This window comes from Streptomyces sp. JH34, assembly GCF_029428875.1.
Lineage (GTDB): Bacteria > Actinomycetota > Actinomycetes > Streptomycetales > Streptomycetaceae > Streptomyces.
The window spans coordinates 1,630,166-1,649,620 of the sequence record NZ_JAJSOO010000001.1 but is presented as its reverse complement, the minus strand read 5'-3'; the positions used below and the strand labels follow the sequence as shown (position 1 = coordinate 1,649,620).

The following is a 19,455-nucleotide window of genomic DNA, read 5'->3' as shown; positions in this document are numbered from 1 at the left end:
AGCGGCTGGATCGGCCGGGTGGACAACATGGAGACGCTCTCGCTCCTCATGGCCGACCTGGACCAGGACTCCACGCCCCACCGGGTCGTGGCGGACACCTCGGCCCTGTACGTGGTGCCGGAGGGCGACGGGGACTCGGCGCTGCGCATTCCGCTGCGGGAGACCGCCGACGCCACGCCCCCCGGGCCGTCCCCCTCCGAGCCGCCCCGTGCCCGCCTCGACGACCGGCCGCGCATCGTCGTGCGGTCGGCCTTCGACGTGCGGCGCCTCACGCACGGCGGCGAGACCGTCACCGACCTGACCGTGCGGCTCGCCCTCCGTCCCGGGGACGGACAGGCGGACACCGACGCCGTCCTGACGCGGGTGCTCCAGGGCGTGGAGGAGTTCTACAACCGGCCGGAGCACAAGCTCCCCAACGGGGACCGGTTGCACGTCACCGTCGAGCCCGTCCGGCCGGACGGGAACCCCCACCTGACGGTCGATCTCGTAGGCCGTGACCAGCGGATGAACCAGCGGGCGTGGTGGGCCGATGCCGACCCGGCGGACTTCGCGCACGAGCTGGCGCACCAGCTGTTCCTGCGCGACGAGACGCGCGACGCGAGCAACCCCGAGCGCCTGCACGCGCCGGGCAGCCTGCTCGGACCGTTCCGGGAGCAGGCCCCCGAGGGTCTCGCGCAGACCGGCCTGCGCCCGCGCCACCTCCAGCTGTGGGCGGCGGTCGCCGGGGACATCGACGCCCACACCTCACCGGAGGGCACGAGCTGGGCCGACGCGCGGACGGACGCCCCGGCGGAGAGCCGCGAGCCCGTGTGGGTCGACCCGGTGTCGCTCCCCGCCGCCTCGCCGCAGACCGGTCCGGACGGCGCGGTGCCGCCCCCGCTGCCGCCCGGGCGTGACCTCTCCCCGCTCGCGGAGGAGTCCGACGACTCCGACAGCGACTCCGACTCCGACGACGAGGCGTCCGACCCGGGCTGGCTGGACACCGTGTTCGGCCCGCACCGGGGAAGCATCCCGCGTGCCCGGCTCCGCGAGACCTCCCAGGCGCTGTTCGACCTCGTCCGGGAGGAGGCGGCCGCGCACCCGACGTCACGGGAGCTGCGCCACGGCCTGAACCGCGTCACCCACGAGGTTCTGCACATGGCCGGCGGGGCCCGGCCGGGCCCCGCGGACTTCCTGCTACTCGGTTCGCTGGCGCTCGACGCGTCCTCCGACGACCTCGCGAGCGTCGAGCGACTCGCCCTCTATTTCATCGAGCGGCAGATCGAGACGGGCCGCGGCGCCCTGGTCGAGGGCACGCTGCTGCGTGACGACGACGGGACCGCCGTAGGCCGTGACTTCACCGGGCAGGGGTTGCCCGCCCCCGAGCGGGCCTCCTACGCCGTGCGGGGCCGGGGCCGGGTCATCCCGCGTCCCGCCCCGTGGCAGAACCCGTACATGGTCGTGGCCAGGGCGGCCGGCCACGCCGTCGAGGTCGCCATGCCGGGGCGTACCTTCCGGGTCGAAAGCCCCGACGAGCTGGCCATGCTCATCTCGTACGACTCCCGGCGGCCCCGCGGCGCCGACATCGTCCTGGCGCTGCCCCCGGCGTACGCCGCGGCCGTCGCCTTCCTGGTCACCGGGACGACGGGCCGCCGCGTCTGGTACCCCGAGGCACCGGTCGACGTGGCCACGCACCCCACCGCAGGGACCCGGCACCTCATGCTGGACCTGAACGACGGCAACACCGGTGCGGGCTGGGTCTCCACTGACCCGTCCGAGGGCGACGGCCTGCCCGGAGCCCGCGACTTCGACAGCGACTTCGACAGCGACTTCGGCAGCGGACGGGACCCGGACAGCGACGACCCGTCCAGCTCCGACGGGGACGCGGAGTTCGACCGGCTGGCCGACCAGGCCGTCCGCGAACGAAAGATCGAGGAGCTCCGCCCCCGGCCGCTGACGACGCGTGACTACGGCGTCATCGACAAGCGCGGTACCGGGGTCCTGTTCACCCGGCCGCTCCCGCCCACCGCCGGCGAGGTCCGGGCGGGCACCGGCCCCGACGCGCTGGTCCTGCCGCGCCAGGACCAGGCGGCCGTCCCCATGGCCGGCCGGCCGCCGCTGCACATCTCCGAGGACCGGACGCTGGCGATGCTCGCGGGCGACGGGGACACCACCGGCCGCAGCCGCCAGGTGTACGCCACCCGAGCGGCGATAGGACGTGCCGCGGCGCGGCTGACCGCGGCCGGTGCCGGAGTCCGGCTGAAGGCCGACGAGTCGGCCGGCGTACTGCTGCCGGAGGAGGACGGTTCGTACGGCGAACCGCTGTTCCGGGTGGAGCCGGAGTTCCTGACGGCTTCCGGCGGTTCGGAACACGCCTTCACACGGTCCTTCGCCCAGATGGTGGCCGGCTCGGCGGACGCGCCCCTGTCCCACATCGCCTTCCGCGGCCCCGGCGGCACCATGGTCTCCACGGCGCCGGTCAACGGGCAGCACGGCCGTGAGGTCACCGGGACGCACCACCTGGCCCAGGCGCTGACGGAGGTCGCCGAGGGCTCGCGCCCCGCCACCGACGTCACCCCCCGCTGGGCCGCCCGCCAGACGGGCCGGGACAAGCGCTTCACCGGTGGCGTGGTGGGCGCCCCCACACCGGGCGAGCGCTACGGCCGGGCCCTGAGCTACGAACCGGACAACCCGCTGCGCACCCCGCTGGCGTCGGCCGCGCGGCGCATCGGTGTCAACGAGTACGCGTGGGCGGGGGTCGGCGAGGGCTATCTGATCCAGTCGGTCAGCACCACGAACGACGGCGGCGCGCAGTTGTTCACGCACAACCACGCCAAGCCCGGCGACCGGGTGGGCCCGCACGCCCCCTACCACTTCGCGCAGGTCGTGCTGGAAAGCGAGGACGGCACCCACCAGATCACCCTGGAGAACGAGACCCACTCCCGGAACGGGATCTCCGCCGAGGTCCTCGACGACGTCATCGACGAGAACCTCGACCGCTACTCGGAGCACGAGCTCCTCGAGCTGGCCCGCGGCGCCGAACGGCACGTCGCCGAGGCACGGGAACGCGGGGCGGACCCGTCGGAGACGGACGGCCCGGCGGGCTTCGCACGGGTGGCCAGGGCGCTGGCCGCTGTCCACGACGCCGAGCAACTGCCCCCCTTCTTCGACGAGGACCGGCCCGAACACGCGCTGGCACTGGGTGAGGTGGACCGGGCGCGCTCCCGCGCGAAGGAAGCGATCCGGGACGCCGCGCCGGTGATGGACGACAAGGACCTCTGGTCCTTCCGTGCGTACAGCAAGCGGCCCGGTGAGTCCGCGCACGAGGTCAACGCGGCACTGCTGTCCGACTCCTCGCCCGCGGTGGCCAATCCGCTGACGACGGTGGTGCTGCACGGCCACGCGCCGCGCTGGCACCAGCAGGCGATCCACTTCGACGAGGGGGACCACGCCGTCCCCGCCGACGCGGGCGGCACGATCGACGGCCTGGCGCAGTCGCTGGCGCGCGCGGGGCTGTGGAACCGCGCCCACGGACTGCCCCTGCCCAGGATCACCCTCACCGGGCACGGCAACCGCTCGCAGGCCAGCGGCCAGGACCGGGCGGACGCCGTCGCGAGGGCGCTCGCGGCGAGGCTGGCCCAGGTACTGACCACCTTCCAGGCGGACATGAGCGGGCCGCGCGTCGGCGTACGGGACTTCGGTCTCACCAAGGGCGCCAAGCGGGTGCGCAGGGCCACCGATCCGGCCCAGGGGCGCGTGGTGACGATCGAGATCGACGACCACCGCCGCGTCCCGCCGGGTTCGTCGGAGCCGTCGGGGACCACCACGCCCGTCAGGGAGACGGCTCCGTCGGAGCGGCCCGCACCCGAGCGGACCTCAGGGTCCCCGGTCACAGGGCAGGAGACCGGGGAATCCCCGTCCACCGGGCCCGAGGAGACCGCCGAGCGTTTGACGGTACCCACCCCCGAGCGCGGCAGGTCCCGCTCACGCGGCCGTTCCGCGCGTCCGAGCCCGGAGCGCAGGAACAGCGACGCGCCCCCGTGGGTCCTGACGCGTATCCGCTACGCCGAGGAGTCCGCCGCCTTCGACCGCCGGCTGGGCGAGTACCTGGCCGAACACGAGGCGGTCACCGCCGAGTTCAGGAAGATGGCGAGTGCCGCGTGGGCGGCGGCTCGCATGCGGCATCCGCGCGCGCTGGCGACGTTCGGCGACACCAGCAAGTTCAAGGCGGGCGTCGTCGGCACGTCCCGCGACGCGCTCCAGCGTGTGCTGAGGAGTGGGAACCTGCGGGAGCTCGTGGCGTTCCTCTACGAGGGGATCTCCGAGAACCTCGTGCCGGAGATGCTCGGCGGTGTGGAGGAGCAGCATCCGGAGATCGCCGCCGAGCGGCCGAGCCGCCGGCAGCGGGAGGCCTACGCCGAGTACATGCGGCGCGCCATCGAGATCCAGCAGTCGGCCATGACCCTGGAGGAGAAGGAGGCCGCCGTCAGGGAACTGCCGCGGCCCGTGGCGGACCCGGCACATCCGGACACCGCGCGTCCGCCGCTGAGCGCGGCGGAGCGCCGGATCGCGGTCGACGAGGCCGGACTGACCTGGATGCCCGCGACGGCGGTGTACGACCTCGCGATGAGCGCCGACTTCCAGGGCCGGTCCGAGGACTCGGGCGGCCTGGTGGCGACCGGCACCGCCGGGTCCACGTACCGCTTCGTACTGCACGCCGCCCGGATGCGGGACCAGTGGGGCCTCGACCTGGACCTCGGTCTGATCCGGGCCGGGATGCTGGCCATCTCGCTGACCGTGGGCCACCACACCGCCCATGAGGTGATGCGCGGCGCCCAGCTGGCACTGGACGGCGTCCCCGGCCACGACCCGGCCCTGGACTACGCGGACAACTGGGGCCGGTACTGGAACGTCTATCCCCTCGACGAGCGGGAGCTGAGGGAGAACGTCGCGCGGGACGGGCTCTTCCCCGACGAGCACGCCCAGGCCCTCCTGGACGAGCTGGAGCCGAAGCCCGTCGGCGGCGTCGTCCGCCAGGACGGCGCGTACACCCATGCGACGCTCCCGCACCGCCCGGGTCCGGCCCGCCGTCCGGTCCACACCCGGCCCGTCGCCTCCGAGCCGAACCACCCGGCTCCCCAGATGCCGAACCCTCCCGCCCCGCACCAGGGCACCACCGCCACGTCGCAGCAGGTGTCGCCCGACGACGCGGAGCGGCACCGCGAGGCGGTCCTCGACGCCCTGTACGGCCTCGGCGCCCTGAACGGCGTCGACCGGGGGCGCGCCGTCGAGGGGCTGGAGCGGCTCGACCGGCTGCGGGCCTCGGACCCGGAGCTGCGCGGCGGCTTCCTGGACCTGGACGCGCTGGTCCGCCGGACGCTGCTCCTCGACCCCTCCGACACCGTGAACGCCGCCGCCCGCGGAGCCCTGGTACGGCTGGTGACGGACCCCTCCACCGCAGGCGCCGCCACGCTGAGCGCGGTGTCCGCCCACTACCTCGCCCGACGCGGCGCCTTCCACGCGGACTTCCGGATCACCGACGCACACGGCCGCCCGCGCGGCTGGAACTGGCTCGGCAGGCCCCTGCCGGCCGACTTCGACCCCGGCACCACCGGCCGCGTCTCGCGCGCCCCCGACGGCACGACCGGCCACAGCGGGCCCGAGACCGCGCCGTGGCTCCCCACGCCCGGCCACCCCGACCCGTACCTCCTGATGCTCGGCGGGCGGTCCGACGCGGTCGTGGTGCGCGGGCTCGGCGGCTTCGCGCGTCCCGTACCGCCCGAGGTCCTGCACGAGCTGATGGCCCTCGACCGGAACCTCGCGGGCCGGCCGGGGCCGCTGCTGCTGCACGTCGACCGGCCCGGAGCAGCGTCCCTGGACCTGCCTCGCGGGCTCGCCGACCGCCTCGGCAGAGAGGTGTGGGCCACCACCGGCCGGTCGGCCGTCGGACGCCTCCCCGGAGCCCCGGACCGCTCGGTCGTCCTGCTGCTGGACGAGGAGAAGCAGGCGCCCAGGGGCCAGTGGTTCGCCAACGCGCCCGCCACAGCTCCCACTTCGACCGCCGACACGACGGACGACCAGGTCAGCTCCCTCTCCATCGCCCACCACGGGAACCGGTCCACGGGATACATCTCGATGGACCTCGCCGACTCCGACGACGGGGGCTGGTCGCGGACCCTGAACCACAGCCGGCTGGGGACGGTCACCTCGTACACCTTCCAGCGCACCTCCTACGACTTCACGCAACCCATGGCACCCGTGCCCTGGGTCGAACTCAACCTGCCGACGCCGTACTTCCCCAACAACCACGGTCTGCCGGGCTCCGTCATGTGGCACACCCCGCAGGGGGAGCGGACCGACGACGGGCCGCAGTTCGCCCGCAGGCTCGCCCGCCGCCGCAGCCTGGCCTCCCTCGCCCCCGAACACCCCGTGGTGCTGCTCGTCTGCTACGCGGCGGCGACCCCCGGCATCGGGGAGATGCACGGGCAGCACATCGACGGCCCGCTGCCGTTCACACCCGACCCGCTCGCGGACGTCGCGGTCGGCCAGCACACGGCCAACGAGACGGGCCGCACGGTGTTCGCGACCACCCTCATGAACGCCGCCGTCCAGTCGCGGCACGGCGCCCAGGAGGCCTACCTCAGCCTCCACACCGACGCGCGCGGCCGCGCCTACCCGTGGGCCATGTTCCGGCCGGAGCCCACCGGGGCCGCACTGGAGCAGCGGGCCCGCGACGCAGGGCTGCACCACGGCCCCGGGCCGGTCCCCGAGGCCGTACAGGAACGCACCCTGCGGCTGGTCCGCGCGCTGCGCCAGATCTTCGGCGCCACGGTCGACGACGCCCCGGACCACCATGTGCTGCTCCGCGGCATCGGCGCGCTCGACCTGATGCGCGAGGCCGATCCCTACCTGGACCGGGACGGCGCGCGCACGTTCACCCTGGACCTGTACGAGCAGCTCATGACCGGCCACCACACGGGAGGGTTCGCGACGGGGCCGGCACCGCAGTTCACGCCGGACGCCCACCGGAGCCTGCTGACGGAGGCGGCCCGGCGCCGGGACGTGGGGCCGCTCGAACCCCTGACCCGGTGGATCGCGCTGCCGCACCTGGTCCACATGCTGACGGACCTCGCCGCCACGCCCCGCCGCGAGGAGATCGCCCGCGACGTCCTGGGGCTCGACCTCTCGGCGCCGGTGGGCGAGGCCGAGTGGTCGCGGCTGGTGTGGGCGTCGTTCAAGGTCGCCCTGACGACCGGGCAGGTGGACCAGGGCGTGTTCGCCGCCACCGTGCTGCACCTGCCCGCGCCCGACCCGGCGCGGTTCGGTGAAGCGGTCCTCGTGGCACGGCGGGCCGCCGCCGCCGGCCGCGACCCGTGGCAGCTGAGCGAGCTGGCCGCACACCACCTGGAGCAGCAGGGCGCGCTGGACTCGGACCGGCTCCTGACGGACGACGACGGTACGGCCTGGGGCCGGGCGCTGGACGGTGTGTCGCGGCCCCAGGGCACGTTCGACCCTGACGTCGTCACCCTGCTGGGATACGCGCCCGACGGCACGCTCGTGCCCGTCGGCACCGAGCCCGCGCCCTGGACCGCCGACCCGCACCGCCCGCGGCCCTTCGTGTACGTCGCCGACGGTGACGCCGACGGTCTGCGGATGCAGGGACCGGTGCCGCCCGGCGAGTTCGGCGAACTCGTCTTCCGCGACCCGGAGCTGCTCTCCGAGGACGGGTACGCCGAGGTCATCGCCGTGGTGCCGCACGGCAGGCCGTCCGGTGCGCGGCCCGTCGAGGGCAGCGTCCCCGGTGAGGGCGCCCGCAACTCGGCCCGCAACTGGTGGGCCACCCACAGCGCCACCACGCTCCACCACGACCCGGCGACCGGGACGTACACCGTCGCGGTGCTGCCGGGTCCCGACGGACAGCCGGCCACGGCGGGCACCTGGGGGCGGATCACGAGTGCGGAGGGCGACGGCCCCGGCAGCACCGGCACGGCGGTGGCCACCAACGCGAAGTCGCCCCGCACGGCCCCGCAGACCTCCCCGCCTGCGGGAACCCGCGCGGGGACCGGCACCCCGGAGCTCGACGCCGCCCGGGACGCGCACGCACGGGCGCTGGGCGCACTCGGCGAGACCGCGGCCGAAGCCGCCACGACGGAGCGGATCAGTGGTGACGAGACCGCGGTGGCCGACGCCTGGGCCGGGGTCGACGGGGCGCGCCGCCTGGTGGAGGACGCCGAGGCGCGGCTGTGGGCCCTGGGCGTCACACCCGACGCGCGGGACACAGACCCGGACGACCCCTCCGACGCCGGTGACGCGGCCCCGGTGGTCCCGCGGGACGCCGATGAACGCGCATGGATCGCACGGCAGTTGACCGAGGGTGACCTGCCGCCCGCCCCGCTGCGACCCGCCGAGGACGAGACCTTCGGCCCGCAGGAACGCGAGGCCGTGGGCATCACGCTCTCCGTCGGCCAGCGGACCGAGATGATGCTGCGCGGCGACGACCGGCTGCCCGCGGGCGCGCTGTCGCCGCTGGACCTGATGCGGGTGCGGATGGCGGGTGACGGCGCCTGGTCGGACACGCTGGACACGGCCGCCGCGCACGCGTCACGACGGCTGTGGGCACGGGCGTACGCGGACTTCGCCGAAGCGGCTCCCGAGGGAACGGGCGAGAGCGGGACCAGCCGCGCCTGGGACGCCGCCGTCTCCCTGGTGCTGCCGGCGGAGCCGCACCCGGTCCTCGCCGACTCCCGGTACGCCGGTGACGGCTTCCGCGACGCCGTACGCCGCGTCGCCGGCCACCTGCTGGGCACCTGGACCGGCACCGGGGCCGCACCGGTGTCCGCCGTGGAGCTTGCCGACACGCTCCGCTCCGGGCTGGGCCTGCGGCACCGCTGGACGGCGCCCGCCACGGACACCGGCGCCGAGGCGGAAGCGACGACCCCGGCCCCGACCCCGGTGGCGCAGTCCGGCACCGACGCCGGAGCGACCCCGTCGGCGCAGTCCGGCACCGACGCCGACATGCCCGACATCGACATGTCGGTCCTGGACGAACTGGGCCTGGACACCGGCGACACCGGCGACCTCGACATGTCAGCGTGGGACGGCCTCGACCTCGGGGACTTCGACCCCGCAGACTTCGACTTCGGTGACTTCGACTTCGGCCTGCTCGGAACGGGCCTCGAGGACCTGACCGCCCCCGAGGCGACCGACGTGGACATGGCCGACGCGGAGCCCACCGGCCCGGACCCGACGGCGCTGGAAACGGGCGGCGCGCAGCCGGTGTTCGCCGCACCGACGGCCGCCGCCCCGGCCCGGCCACTCGCACGCCTGCCCCGGCAGAGCCTCGTGACGTACGGCCAGGGAGAGACGCGCCCCTCGGCCGACGCCCAGGAGAGCGTCGAACGGCTGGCGTTCCAGGTCGCCCGGGCAGGTCTGCGCAACCTGCGCACCCGGGTACCGCTGCCGAGGATCGACATCGCCGGCTTCGGTGCCGACGCCCGCGGGGCCGGAACCGCGCAGGAGCGGGAACAGGCCGCCCGGCAGAGGGGCGACCAGCGTGCCCGGACCGCGCACGACCTGTTCGTCCGCAAGCTCGACGACGCGCTGCGCGCCCTCCAGACGAACCTGCCGGCGGGGCGGACCCGGCTGACCCCGAAGGACTTCAAGATCACGCAGCGTGGCCGGGCGCGCCTGCCCGCCCAGGGCGGCACCGCCGGCATGCCCGGGTCGGTGAGCCGCGCGGACCTGGGCCGCCAGGCCACCATCGCCGTCACGTCACCGGGTCACGCGGCGGCGGTCGAGGCCCTGGACGCGGCACGCCGCGACGACCGGGAGCTGCGCACCGGGACGTTCGACGTGGACGCGGTCGCCCGGCGCGTCCTCCACCTCGGCCCGTCCGTCCTCGTCGACCCGGAGATGCGCAGGGACCTCTACACGATGGTCGAGCGGGCGCTCGCGGCCGGCCGGGCGGACGGCCTCGCGGCCCTCACGGCGTTCTCCCTCGAGGAGGAGGGCGTCCTCGCCGCGGACCGCGCCCGGCACGTCACCGTGGGCGGGGCCCGGGTGGCGGGCCTGAACTGGGCCGGATCCGACGTCGTCGAACTGGACAGCATGTTCATCGAGGGACTCCGGCCCGACGGGTCCGGCGGCTTCGAGTCGATGGGCATCACGGACTTCGCCCCGTGGACGTGGAGCGAGACGCCGTACGCCGTTCTGGCCGACGGTCGCCACGACACGGTGACGGCGCGGCTGCCCGACGGGACGACGCGCGACCTCCGCGCCGACGAGTTCGCCGAACTGGTGGCCGCCGACCCGGCGTTGCAGGGCCTGCCGGCCGGGATCCCGATCGTGCTGGCCGTCCCGTCGGCCGGTGACCGGTACCTGGACCTGCCGCGCACGCTCGCCGAGCGCACCGGCCGCACCGTGTGGGTCCACAGCGGCCAGGCGCGGCGTAACCCCGGTCCGGCCGGGCAGAGCACCATCGCCTTGATCCGCGAGGACGGACAGCCGCACGGCTCCTGGGTCCCGGTCCGGCCCGGCCTCGCGCCGGACGCCGACGACGGCGCACCGGACTGGCACCGTGACGTGCTGACCCAGCCCGTCGTCAGCGCGCTGACCGGAGAGCAGATCGGCCGCAGCCTGCACGAGCCCGGTGAGCTCGCCGGGTCACGCGAGCACAACTTCGGCCGCCTCGACCAGATGACGCTGTACGTCCACTTCGACCCCGCCACCGGCACGTACTCCGCGAAGCTCCCGCTGGACGATCCGGGGCCGAAGGACAAGGCGTACCACCTCGCGGGCCACGGCCTGCCGGGGCAGCTGGTGCTGCCGCTGGCCGGCGGCGGGTCGAGGACGGCGGACCGGCACGAGGCGGGCGAGTGGCTGCGCCGGCGCAAGAGCCTGTCGAGCAGGCCAGCCGACCACTGGATCGACATGGTGGTCTGCTATTCCTCGACTCCCCTGGACGGCACCACACAGGACCTCTCCCAGGCCGGCCACTCCTTCGCCGTGCCGTTCGCCGCCGATCCGCTCGCGGACGAGGCCCTCTCCCTGGGGCAGCACCTGGCGAACGAGACGCGGCGCACGGTGCGCCTCTCCTACGCCCTGCAGGGCGCGTTCACCTACCAGGACGACCCCGTGCGGGTGCTCTTCACCGAGGCGAGCGGCCGCCAGTGGTGGTGGGAGACCCGTCGTCCGGAGCCCGACGAGGCCGAGCTCGACCGGCTCGCGGGACTGGCCGGGTTCGAGGGTGCGGCGTCGCCGCGCAGCCGTGCCGCGCTGCTTCGCCTGGTGCGGGCCATGCGGCTGGTCTTCGGGCACGACGTGGAGGACGCGGACGACTTCACGACCCTGATCCGCGGAGCCGCCGCGGTCGTCAACATGTGGCACGCCGATCCGGACCTCGGCCCGACGGGACCGTTCTCGCACGACCTGCTGCGACGGGTGATCGCCGCCCACCCCGAGGCCGCGTCCGGCGTGGACCGGGACGTCACCCGTCGTGTCCTGGCCGCGGCGGCACAGGCATGGCAGGCCGGCCCCTCCCTGCCGGTGAGCCGCTTCGTCGACCTGCCGGTGCTCGACTCGGCCGCCCAATGGCTCACGGACACCGCGGAGGTGGACGCGGCGGCCGTCACCGCGCTGAAGCTCTCCGGCCCCGACGAGGTGGGCGAGGCCGGGCGGGCACGGATGTTCTGGGCGCGGGTCAAGGCCGAGGAGACACTGCTCGCGGCCCAGGACGCCGACGCGCTCACGACGAGGATGCTGCACCTCGACCCCGACGTCGAGGTGGACGAGACCCTGCGCGGCGAGGCACTGACCCTGCTCACCAAGGGCTTCGCGGCGGGCCGGAACATGACCGACGCGGATGTCGCGGCAGCCTACGACCTGGAGGCACGCGGCGCCTTCGACCGCACCTCGGCGGCCACGACCATGGGGGCCGCCCTGGGCGGCGGTCTCGACTGGAAGGACGGCGCCGCCGCCCTCCTGCCCGGACTGGACACGTTCCGGGTGCCGAGCGGCGTCGTCGCCGCCCCGTGGGCCGGGCAGGACGCCTCCGGCACGGCCAAGCCCGTCCCCTACCTGGTGCGGGCGTCCGTGGACCTCCAGGACGGCAACAACCTCCATGTGACCTTCAACGGCGCCGAGTACCAGGTGCAGGCCGCCGAGTTCGCCGAACTGCTCGCCGCTGACGTCGAGTTGCGACGCAAGGACCTGACGACCCCCGTCCTCCTGGTGCTCGACGGATTCGACGGGCCCGCACCCGGCGTCGCGGACCTGGTGGCCCAGCGGCTCGGCCGCGGCGTGTGGTGGAGCCCGTTCCCGGTGGAGCTGTCCGGCACGGACGACGCGGGTGTCACGGTGCCCACGCTCGTCGGCTCGCTGATGACACTGACCAGCCCGACGGCCGCCGACTGGCGAGAGGCGCGGCCCGTCGACCGGGGCGGGGTCCAGGAGGGCCGCCGCCCGGTCGATTCGCCCCTGCCCGCGGCACCGCCGTCCGGGACGGCCTCCACGGCCACGGGCGACGCCACGCCCGGCGACGCCGCTGCGGTTACCTCCCCCGCGAGGGCCCGCTCCTCGGCCGGGGACCCCATGGAGGGTGTCGAGACGGCCTCCGACCCCATGCAGGGGGTGGAGACCGCCTCGACACCCGTGTTCACCGCGCCCGTACACACGGCCCCGGCCGCCCCACCGCCGCCCGCGCTGCCCACGCGCAGCCTGGTGGCGTACGCGCACGGGGGCACGACACCGTCCGCGAACGGCACGGAGACCCTGCGCCTGCTGGCCTCCCAGGTGGCCACCGCGGGACTGCGCAACCAGCGGGCGGGCGTGTCGCTGCCGCGCGTCGCCGTCACCGGCTACGGCGCCGACGCGCGCCGGGCCGACGGCGCGCACCGTGACGAGCAGGTCACCACGGCCAGGCGGCGCGCACAGACAGCGCGGACCCTGTTCCGGCGGCTGCTGGCCCGCGCGCTCGACGACCTCCAGCAGGGCCGCCCCGCCGGCGAACCGCGCCTGACCGTCGATGACTTCACGGTCGGGGCGCGGAGCCTGACCCGGCCCGCCGAGGACTGGGTGGGCACGGGTGCCCTCGACGGCGTGACCCGGGCCGAGCTCGGCCGGCAGGCCACGATCGGCATCTCCCAGCCGCCCGACGCGGCAGCGGTGCAGACCCTGGACACCCTGCGGCGCCGGGACCCGTCGCTGCGCGACCGCCCGCTGGACATCGACGCCCTCGCCCGCCGCGTGCTGCACCTGGACCCCGGTTCGGATGTCGGACAGGACCGGCGTGCGGAGCTGTTCGCCCTGGTGGAACGGTCCACGGCGGCCGGAGCGGCGACGAGCCTCGCGGCACTGGGCGCCTTCCACCTCACCGAGCTGGGTGTGAGGGCACCCGGCCGCGCGCGCCACTTCACGGTCCAGGGCCGCCGGGTGCCGGGTCTCAACTGGGACGACGACGCCGTCGCGGAGCTGGACACCGCCAACGGCGACGTGCTGGAGGACACCCCGTCCGGTACGTACGACGTCCTCGACACCCAGGGGACCCCCTGGCCGCAGGGCGTGACCCCGTACGTCGTGGCCGCCGGCGGAGCGCACGACCGGGTGGAGGCACGACTGCCGGACGGCTCGACGCGCGAGCTGGGCGCCGACGAGTTCGTGGAGCTCGTCGCGGCGGACGTGGCGGGGGAGGGGCTGTCGCAGGGCACCCCCATCGTGTTGGCCGTCCCCTTCGCCGCGGACGCCTACCTCGACCTGCCGCGCAAACTCGCGGACCGTACCGGCCTGACGGTGTGGGCGCACAGCGGCGAGGCGACGCTCAGTTCGGCGCCCGGCGCGGCGAGCACCATCGACGTCGTCCGTCGCCCCGGCATCCCGCAGGGCGACTGGATCGCGAGCGTGCCCGGCCTGGCGCCCGACCCCGACGACGACGCACCGGACTGGCACCGCGACGTGGTGACACGGCCCATCGTCAGCGCCCTGAGCGGGAAGCAGATCGGCCGCGCCTCGCACCACCCCGCCGAGTACGCCAAGCACTTCGAGGACGAGGGCCGCCACTTCGACCGGATGACGACGTTCGTGCACCACTACCCCGCCACGGGCGGGATGTCCCAGGAACACGACCTGCCGCGCCCGGGACCCGAGGACACCGCCTACCGCCTGGACATGCACGGCGAACCGGGCGTCCTCCAGCTGGCGATGCGGGACGGCGGCGTCCGGCTGGTCGACGAGCGTGAGGCCGGGCCGTGGCTCAAGCGCCGCAAGAGCCTGGCGAGCCTGCCCGCGGACCACTGGATCGACATGGTGGTCTGCTGGAGCGGAGCGCCCAGGGGCAGCGCCGTGCCGGCCCCGGACACCGTGAGCGACGCCTTCCCCGGCCCGTTCGTCCCCGACCCGCTGCGCGACGTCTCGATGGGGCAGCACCTGGCGAACAGCACGGGACGCACCGTTCGCCTGGCGTACAGCTCGCAGGGGACGCGGTCGGCCGACGGCCGCTACATGCGCACCCTGTACGCGGACGCGCAGGGACGCCACCGGGCATGGGACCTGTTCCGGCCGGAGCCCACGGGCCCCGCACTGGACCGCCTGGCCGAGGTCGCCGGCTACCACCCGGGCGACGGACCCGTCACGGACGAGACGCGGGAGAGGACGCTGCGCCTGGTGCGGGCGTTGCGGCTCACGTTCGGGCACGAGGTGGACGACGCGCCCGACTTCGGCGATCTGCTGCGCGGTGCGGCGGCGGTGGACCACATGTGGAGCAGCGACTCCGACTTCGACGCGGCCGGCCCCTTCACGCTGGACCTGCTGCGCCGGGTGGCCGAGGCGCACGCGGGCGGCGCTGCCGCCGTGGACCAGGAAGCCACCCGTCGTGCGCTGACCGCCGCCGCCGAGCAGTGGTCGACGTGGCCCGGCGACGTGCTGGTCAGCTTCGTGGATCTGCCGGCGGTGGAGGCCGCCGCACAGTGGATGCGGGACGGCGACCCCGCGGACGAGGCCGCGACCGCCCTGGACATCGAGACCAACGAGGTCGGCGTGACCGAGCGGTCACGCATCTTCTGGGCCCGGGTCAAGGCCGAGGAGACGCTGCCCGACACCGACCCGGACCAGGGCGAGTTCATCGCGCAGGTCCTCCACCTGCCCCTGGGCGCCCGGACGGGCCGAGCGGAGCGCGACGAGACGCTGGACCTGATCACCCGCGCCTTCGCGGTGGGCCGCGAGGCGTCCGACCCGGACGTGGCGGCGGCATACGCCCTGGAGGAGTCCGGCGCGTACACCACCACCCGTCTGCGCACGGTCCAGGACGGCGTACACGGGGGCGGCCGCGACTTCACCGGCGGACAGCTGCCGCCGAGCGTGGACCTGGCGCAGTTCCACACACCCGCCGGGACGACGGACGCGCCGTGGAAGCAGGGGACGGACACACCGGTCCCGTACCTGGTGCGTGTCGCCCCGGACCCGCACGACCCCGACCTCCTCCAACTGTCCTACGACGGCGAGACGTCCAGCGTGCCCACCGGCGAGTTCGCGGAAGTGCTGGCGAACGACCTGCCGTTGATGCGCCGGGAACTGACCACCCCCCTGGTCCTGGCGTTCTCGGGACCGCCCGCCGACGCCGGGGACGTCGCCCACCGGCTCGCCCAGCGGCTGGGCCGCTCCGTCTGGTGGACCGACTTCCCGGCGGACCTGTCGGCGGCCGGCGACTCCGGACAGCCGGTGCTGACCCTGCACGACTCGCCCGTCGCGGGGAGCGTGCCGACCGCCGACGTCTGGCACGAGACGAGCCCGGTCCGGTACGCCGCACCCGGGGACGCGCCCCGCACGCTCCCCGCGCCGGTGCCCCGGTCCACCGGACGGGGCACCGCGAGCCCGGCCGTGTCCGAGCCGGCGTCCACCGCCTCGCTCCCGTCCGTCGCCGACGCCGCGGACCCGCTGCTGTCCGAAGCCACGCTGATGACCGACGCCCAGGGCGCTCCGCACGGGCGCGACTGGACCGGCACCGGCATCGAGAGCGTCGACGCCTCGCTGATCCGGCTCCAGGAACAGCGGGGCGGCGAGCTGCGGACGGTCTCCGAGGGGGCGTCACCGTGGGGCGAGACGGCGTACGTGGTGGCGGCCGAGGCCGGCTACGACGAGGCCCTGTTCGCCGACGGCCGTGAGCTCGGCCCGCAGGCGCTGGCAGACCTCCTGGCCGCCGATCCGGTGCTGGCCGCGCTGCCGCCGGACGTACCGGTGGTGCTGGTGAGCCCGTACGCGGGAGCGCAGTACGGGCCGCTGGCACGGGCCGTGGCGGAGCGGCTGGGCCGCAGGGTCTGGGCACCCAGCGGCGACGGCCGCCTCACCGGGACCGAGACCGGCCCCGACGTCACCACCGCCGGCCCCGACGTCACCACCGCCGGGCCCGTCGTCTCCGTACCGTCGCTCGTCGACTCCGACCCCGACGACGCCTACGGCGACTGGGTGCCGTTCGATCCCCCGGCGGACGGGACCGTGCGGCCCGAGGACCGCGAGTGGGTCACCGTGGACGGCGTCCGGTTCCGGGACAGCGACGTGGACACCCGCCCGCTGGTCGGGGCGGACCACCGCTTCGAGGGCCGCGAGTCGATGCCCGACGACGGCCGCAGGCGGCTGCGGGAACGGCGGCTGAGGCTGTACCGGGGCATGCGGGAGCGCACGCACGTGCTCCGCCTCGGCGACACCTTCCACACGGTCGGCGCCGAGGAGACCGCCCCGGACCCCGAGGCGTCCGTCTACACCTTCCACGCCCACGGAGTCCCCGGCGGACTGAAGCTGGCCGGCAAGGACGGCCGGGTGCTGCTGCTCGGCTCCGAGGACGGCGGGCGCTACATCGGCGGGCTGCCCGAGGTGGTCACGCGGGCGGCCGGGGACGCACTGCACGTCGCGAGCTGCTACGGCGCCGTGGCCGGCGACCCGCTTCGCCCGCAGTCCCTCATCAGGCCCGCGCCGCTCGTCGACGACCCCCTGGAGGAGGTCGCGCTCGCGCAGCACGCCGCCAACCACAGCGGGCGCACCACCACGGCCGCCACCGGCAGGACGGGCTACAACGACACCGTGCGGCTGCTCGCGGCGACACCCGAAGGCACTCTGGCGCGGATGGAGACCTTCCTTCCCGAACCGGTCGGCGCGATCGCCGAGTTGACGGAGGCGGCGGGCCTGCGACCCCTCCCGCGCCCCACCGGCCTCCCCGCCTGGGACGACGAGGCGCCGCGCGCCCTGCGGCTGGTACGGGCGCTGCGGCTGGTCTTCGGCAACGAGGTCGAGGCCGATCGCGGTGTGCCGGGCGGCCGTCACGAGCGGCTGCTGCGCGGGATCGGCGCCCTGGAGACGCTGCGCGCGAACGACCCGGCACTGAACGGGTACACCCCGCTGCGCATGGAGCTGTGGCAGCTCCTCGCGCCGACGCCCGACGGGGGGCCCGTCCCGCGGCCGGCCGACTTCGAGGCCGTGCTCGACCGGGCCCTGGCCGCGCCGGGGGACGCCGCGCTCACCGCCGTGTGGGACGTGCCCGCGCTGCGGGCCGCGTCCGACCGGCTCACCGCCGGTGGTGACGGAGCGGTGCGGTCGGTGCTGCGGATGGCCACCGGACCGCTCACGCGGCGCGCGTACGCCCGCGCGCTGTGGGCGATGACCGGCGCCGCACGGCTGTTCGACGCCAAGTCTCCGGCGGAACGCGAGGAGATGGGGCGCGCGGTGCTCCATCTGTCCGCCGGCACCACGTGGGACGCGGCGGCGGAGGCCCGGCTGAGGGAACTGACCGAGCAGGCCTTCGCCACCGGACGGGACTCCGGCCACCCGGACGAGTTGGCCGTCTTCCACCTGGAGACGATGGGGGCGTTCGCCGACGGAAGCCGGATGCGCACGCCCGACGGCCCCCTCCAGGGCCGCAACTGGGGCCCCACGCCGACCCCCGGCGGGCTGGATCCCGCACGTCTGTACACCGTCGGGGCCGGTGACACCGGCTCGCCGGAGTTCGCCCCGTGGGCCCAGGACGGTGCCGTCGCTCCGTACTTCGTGTACGCGGAGACGGACCCCGCCGGTGCGGTGGTCCTGCGGCTGCCGGGCGGCACCGCGCAGGTCACCGTGCGGGAGTTCCACGCGCTGCTGGAGGCCGACCCGGAGCTGTCGCTGATCGGCGCGCACCGCCCCCTGGTCCTGCTGGTGCCCGGCGTCGGCGCAGGGGAACCGCGCGATCAGCAGGGCTTCTCCCTCACGAACGACCGGACCGTGTGGAGCTTCGACGGCGCGTTCACCGTGTCCGGTGGCAGCGCGACGCAACCGGGCATCGTCACGGCCCTCCCGCGGCCGGAGACGCCGGAACCCACGTCGGACACCGCTGACGTGCGGCGGCCCGGTGGCTGGCACAGGACCGTGCCGCGGCTTCCGTCCACCCCGCCGTCCCCCACGGCTGACAGGACTGACACGGCCGACACGGCCGACATGGCTGACACGGCCCGGACCGCGGAGTGGAACGCGAGCAGCGCCACCGAGACCGACGCCGGTGCGGCCCCGGCCGGGCAGGCCCTGCCCTACTCGGCGGACGGCCGGTTCGACGAGCGGTTCGCTGAGACCCTTGAGGCCTTCCCCGTGGCCGCCTCCACCGACCGTCACACGGTGTGGGGTTACGGCCAGGAGGACGCGGAGTTCCACGTGTTCGTGGCCGAGATACCGTCGCTCGGACTGCGCGGCGAGTACACCTCCGACGGCCCGTCCGCCGGCGGTGTCACCGACATGGCCGGGAGGGTCTACTCCGACGGGCCGGCCTGGGACTGGTACCTGCCCGGCCGCGGACTCGTCGCCTCCTCCCGCCTGCTGACGGAGCCGCACACCGCGACCGAGGACGGCCCTCCGCCCGTACCGGTCATCTGGCCCGCCACCGGCCCGGTGAGCACCACCCCGCCCGTCGCCCCGGCCGCCGTCGCCGCCGACCCGGCCGCACTGGCGGGCAGCACGCTCCCTGACGCGCTGTGGCGCGACCACGACGGCCCGCTGTTCCGCTTCAGCCCCGACGGGCCCGAGCGGGTCTTCGATGAGGGCCTCCGGCCGTACGGCCCCGACATGGTGCACCTGATCGACCACGTCTACGGCGGCAGCTCCCTGGTGCCGACCACCGTCTTCGCGAGCACCACGGCGAACCGTCACTACGTGCGCGACAGCGCCCGCGCGAACCCGATGGGCGCCCCCGCCCTGTACCACCGCTACCGCTGGCGCTACGACATCCAGGTCCCCGGCGGCATCGACGTGAACGCCACCCTGGGCCTGGCCTCACCCTTCCCCGACCAGGAGGAGGTGCTCTTCCCCGGAGGCATCGACCGCCGGTACATCCGCGGCGCGCAGCCGATGGAGTACGGCATGCCGCTCGGACCGTACGTCGCCAACCCGCACTTCGCGCCCGCCCCGCCGCCCGGCAGGAACGGCGAGGACGACGGGCCGGGGGCGGGGGACGCCGGCGGTGCGCACGGGTGA

At 75.2% G+C, this 19,455-nt stretch carries 1 protein-coding gene (running past one end of the window); it reads left to right on the top strand.

What is annotated here, in order from left to right:
• Positions 1-19,455, top strand: partial view of a lonely Cys domain-containing protein gene (locus LWJ43_RS07195; protein WP_277331463.1) — the 3' portion only. It extends 18,327 nt beyond the left edge of the window; the window shows 19,455 of its 37,782 coding nt (coding positions 18,328-37,782); its start codon lies beyond the left edge, outside the window; its stop codon occupies positions 19,453-19,455.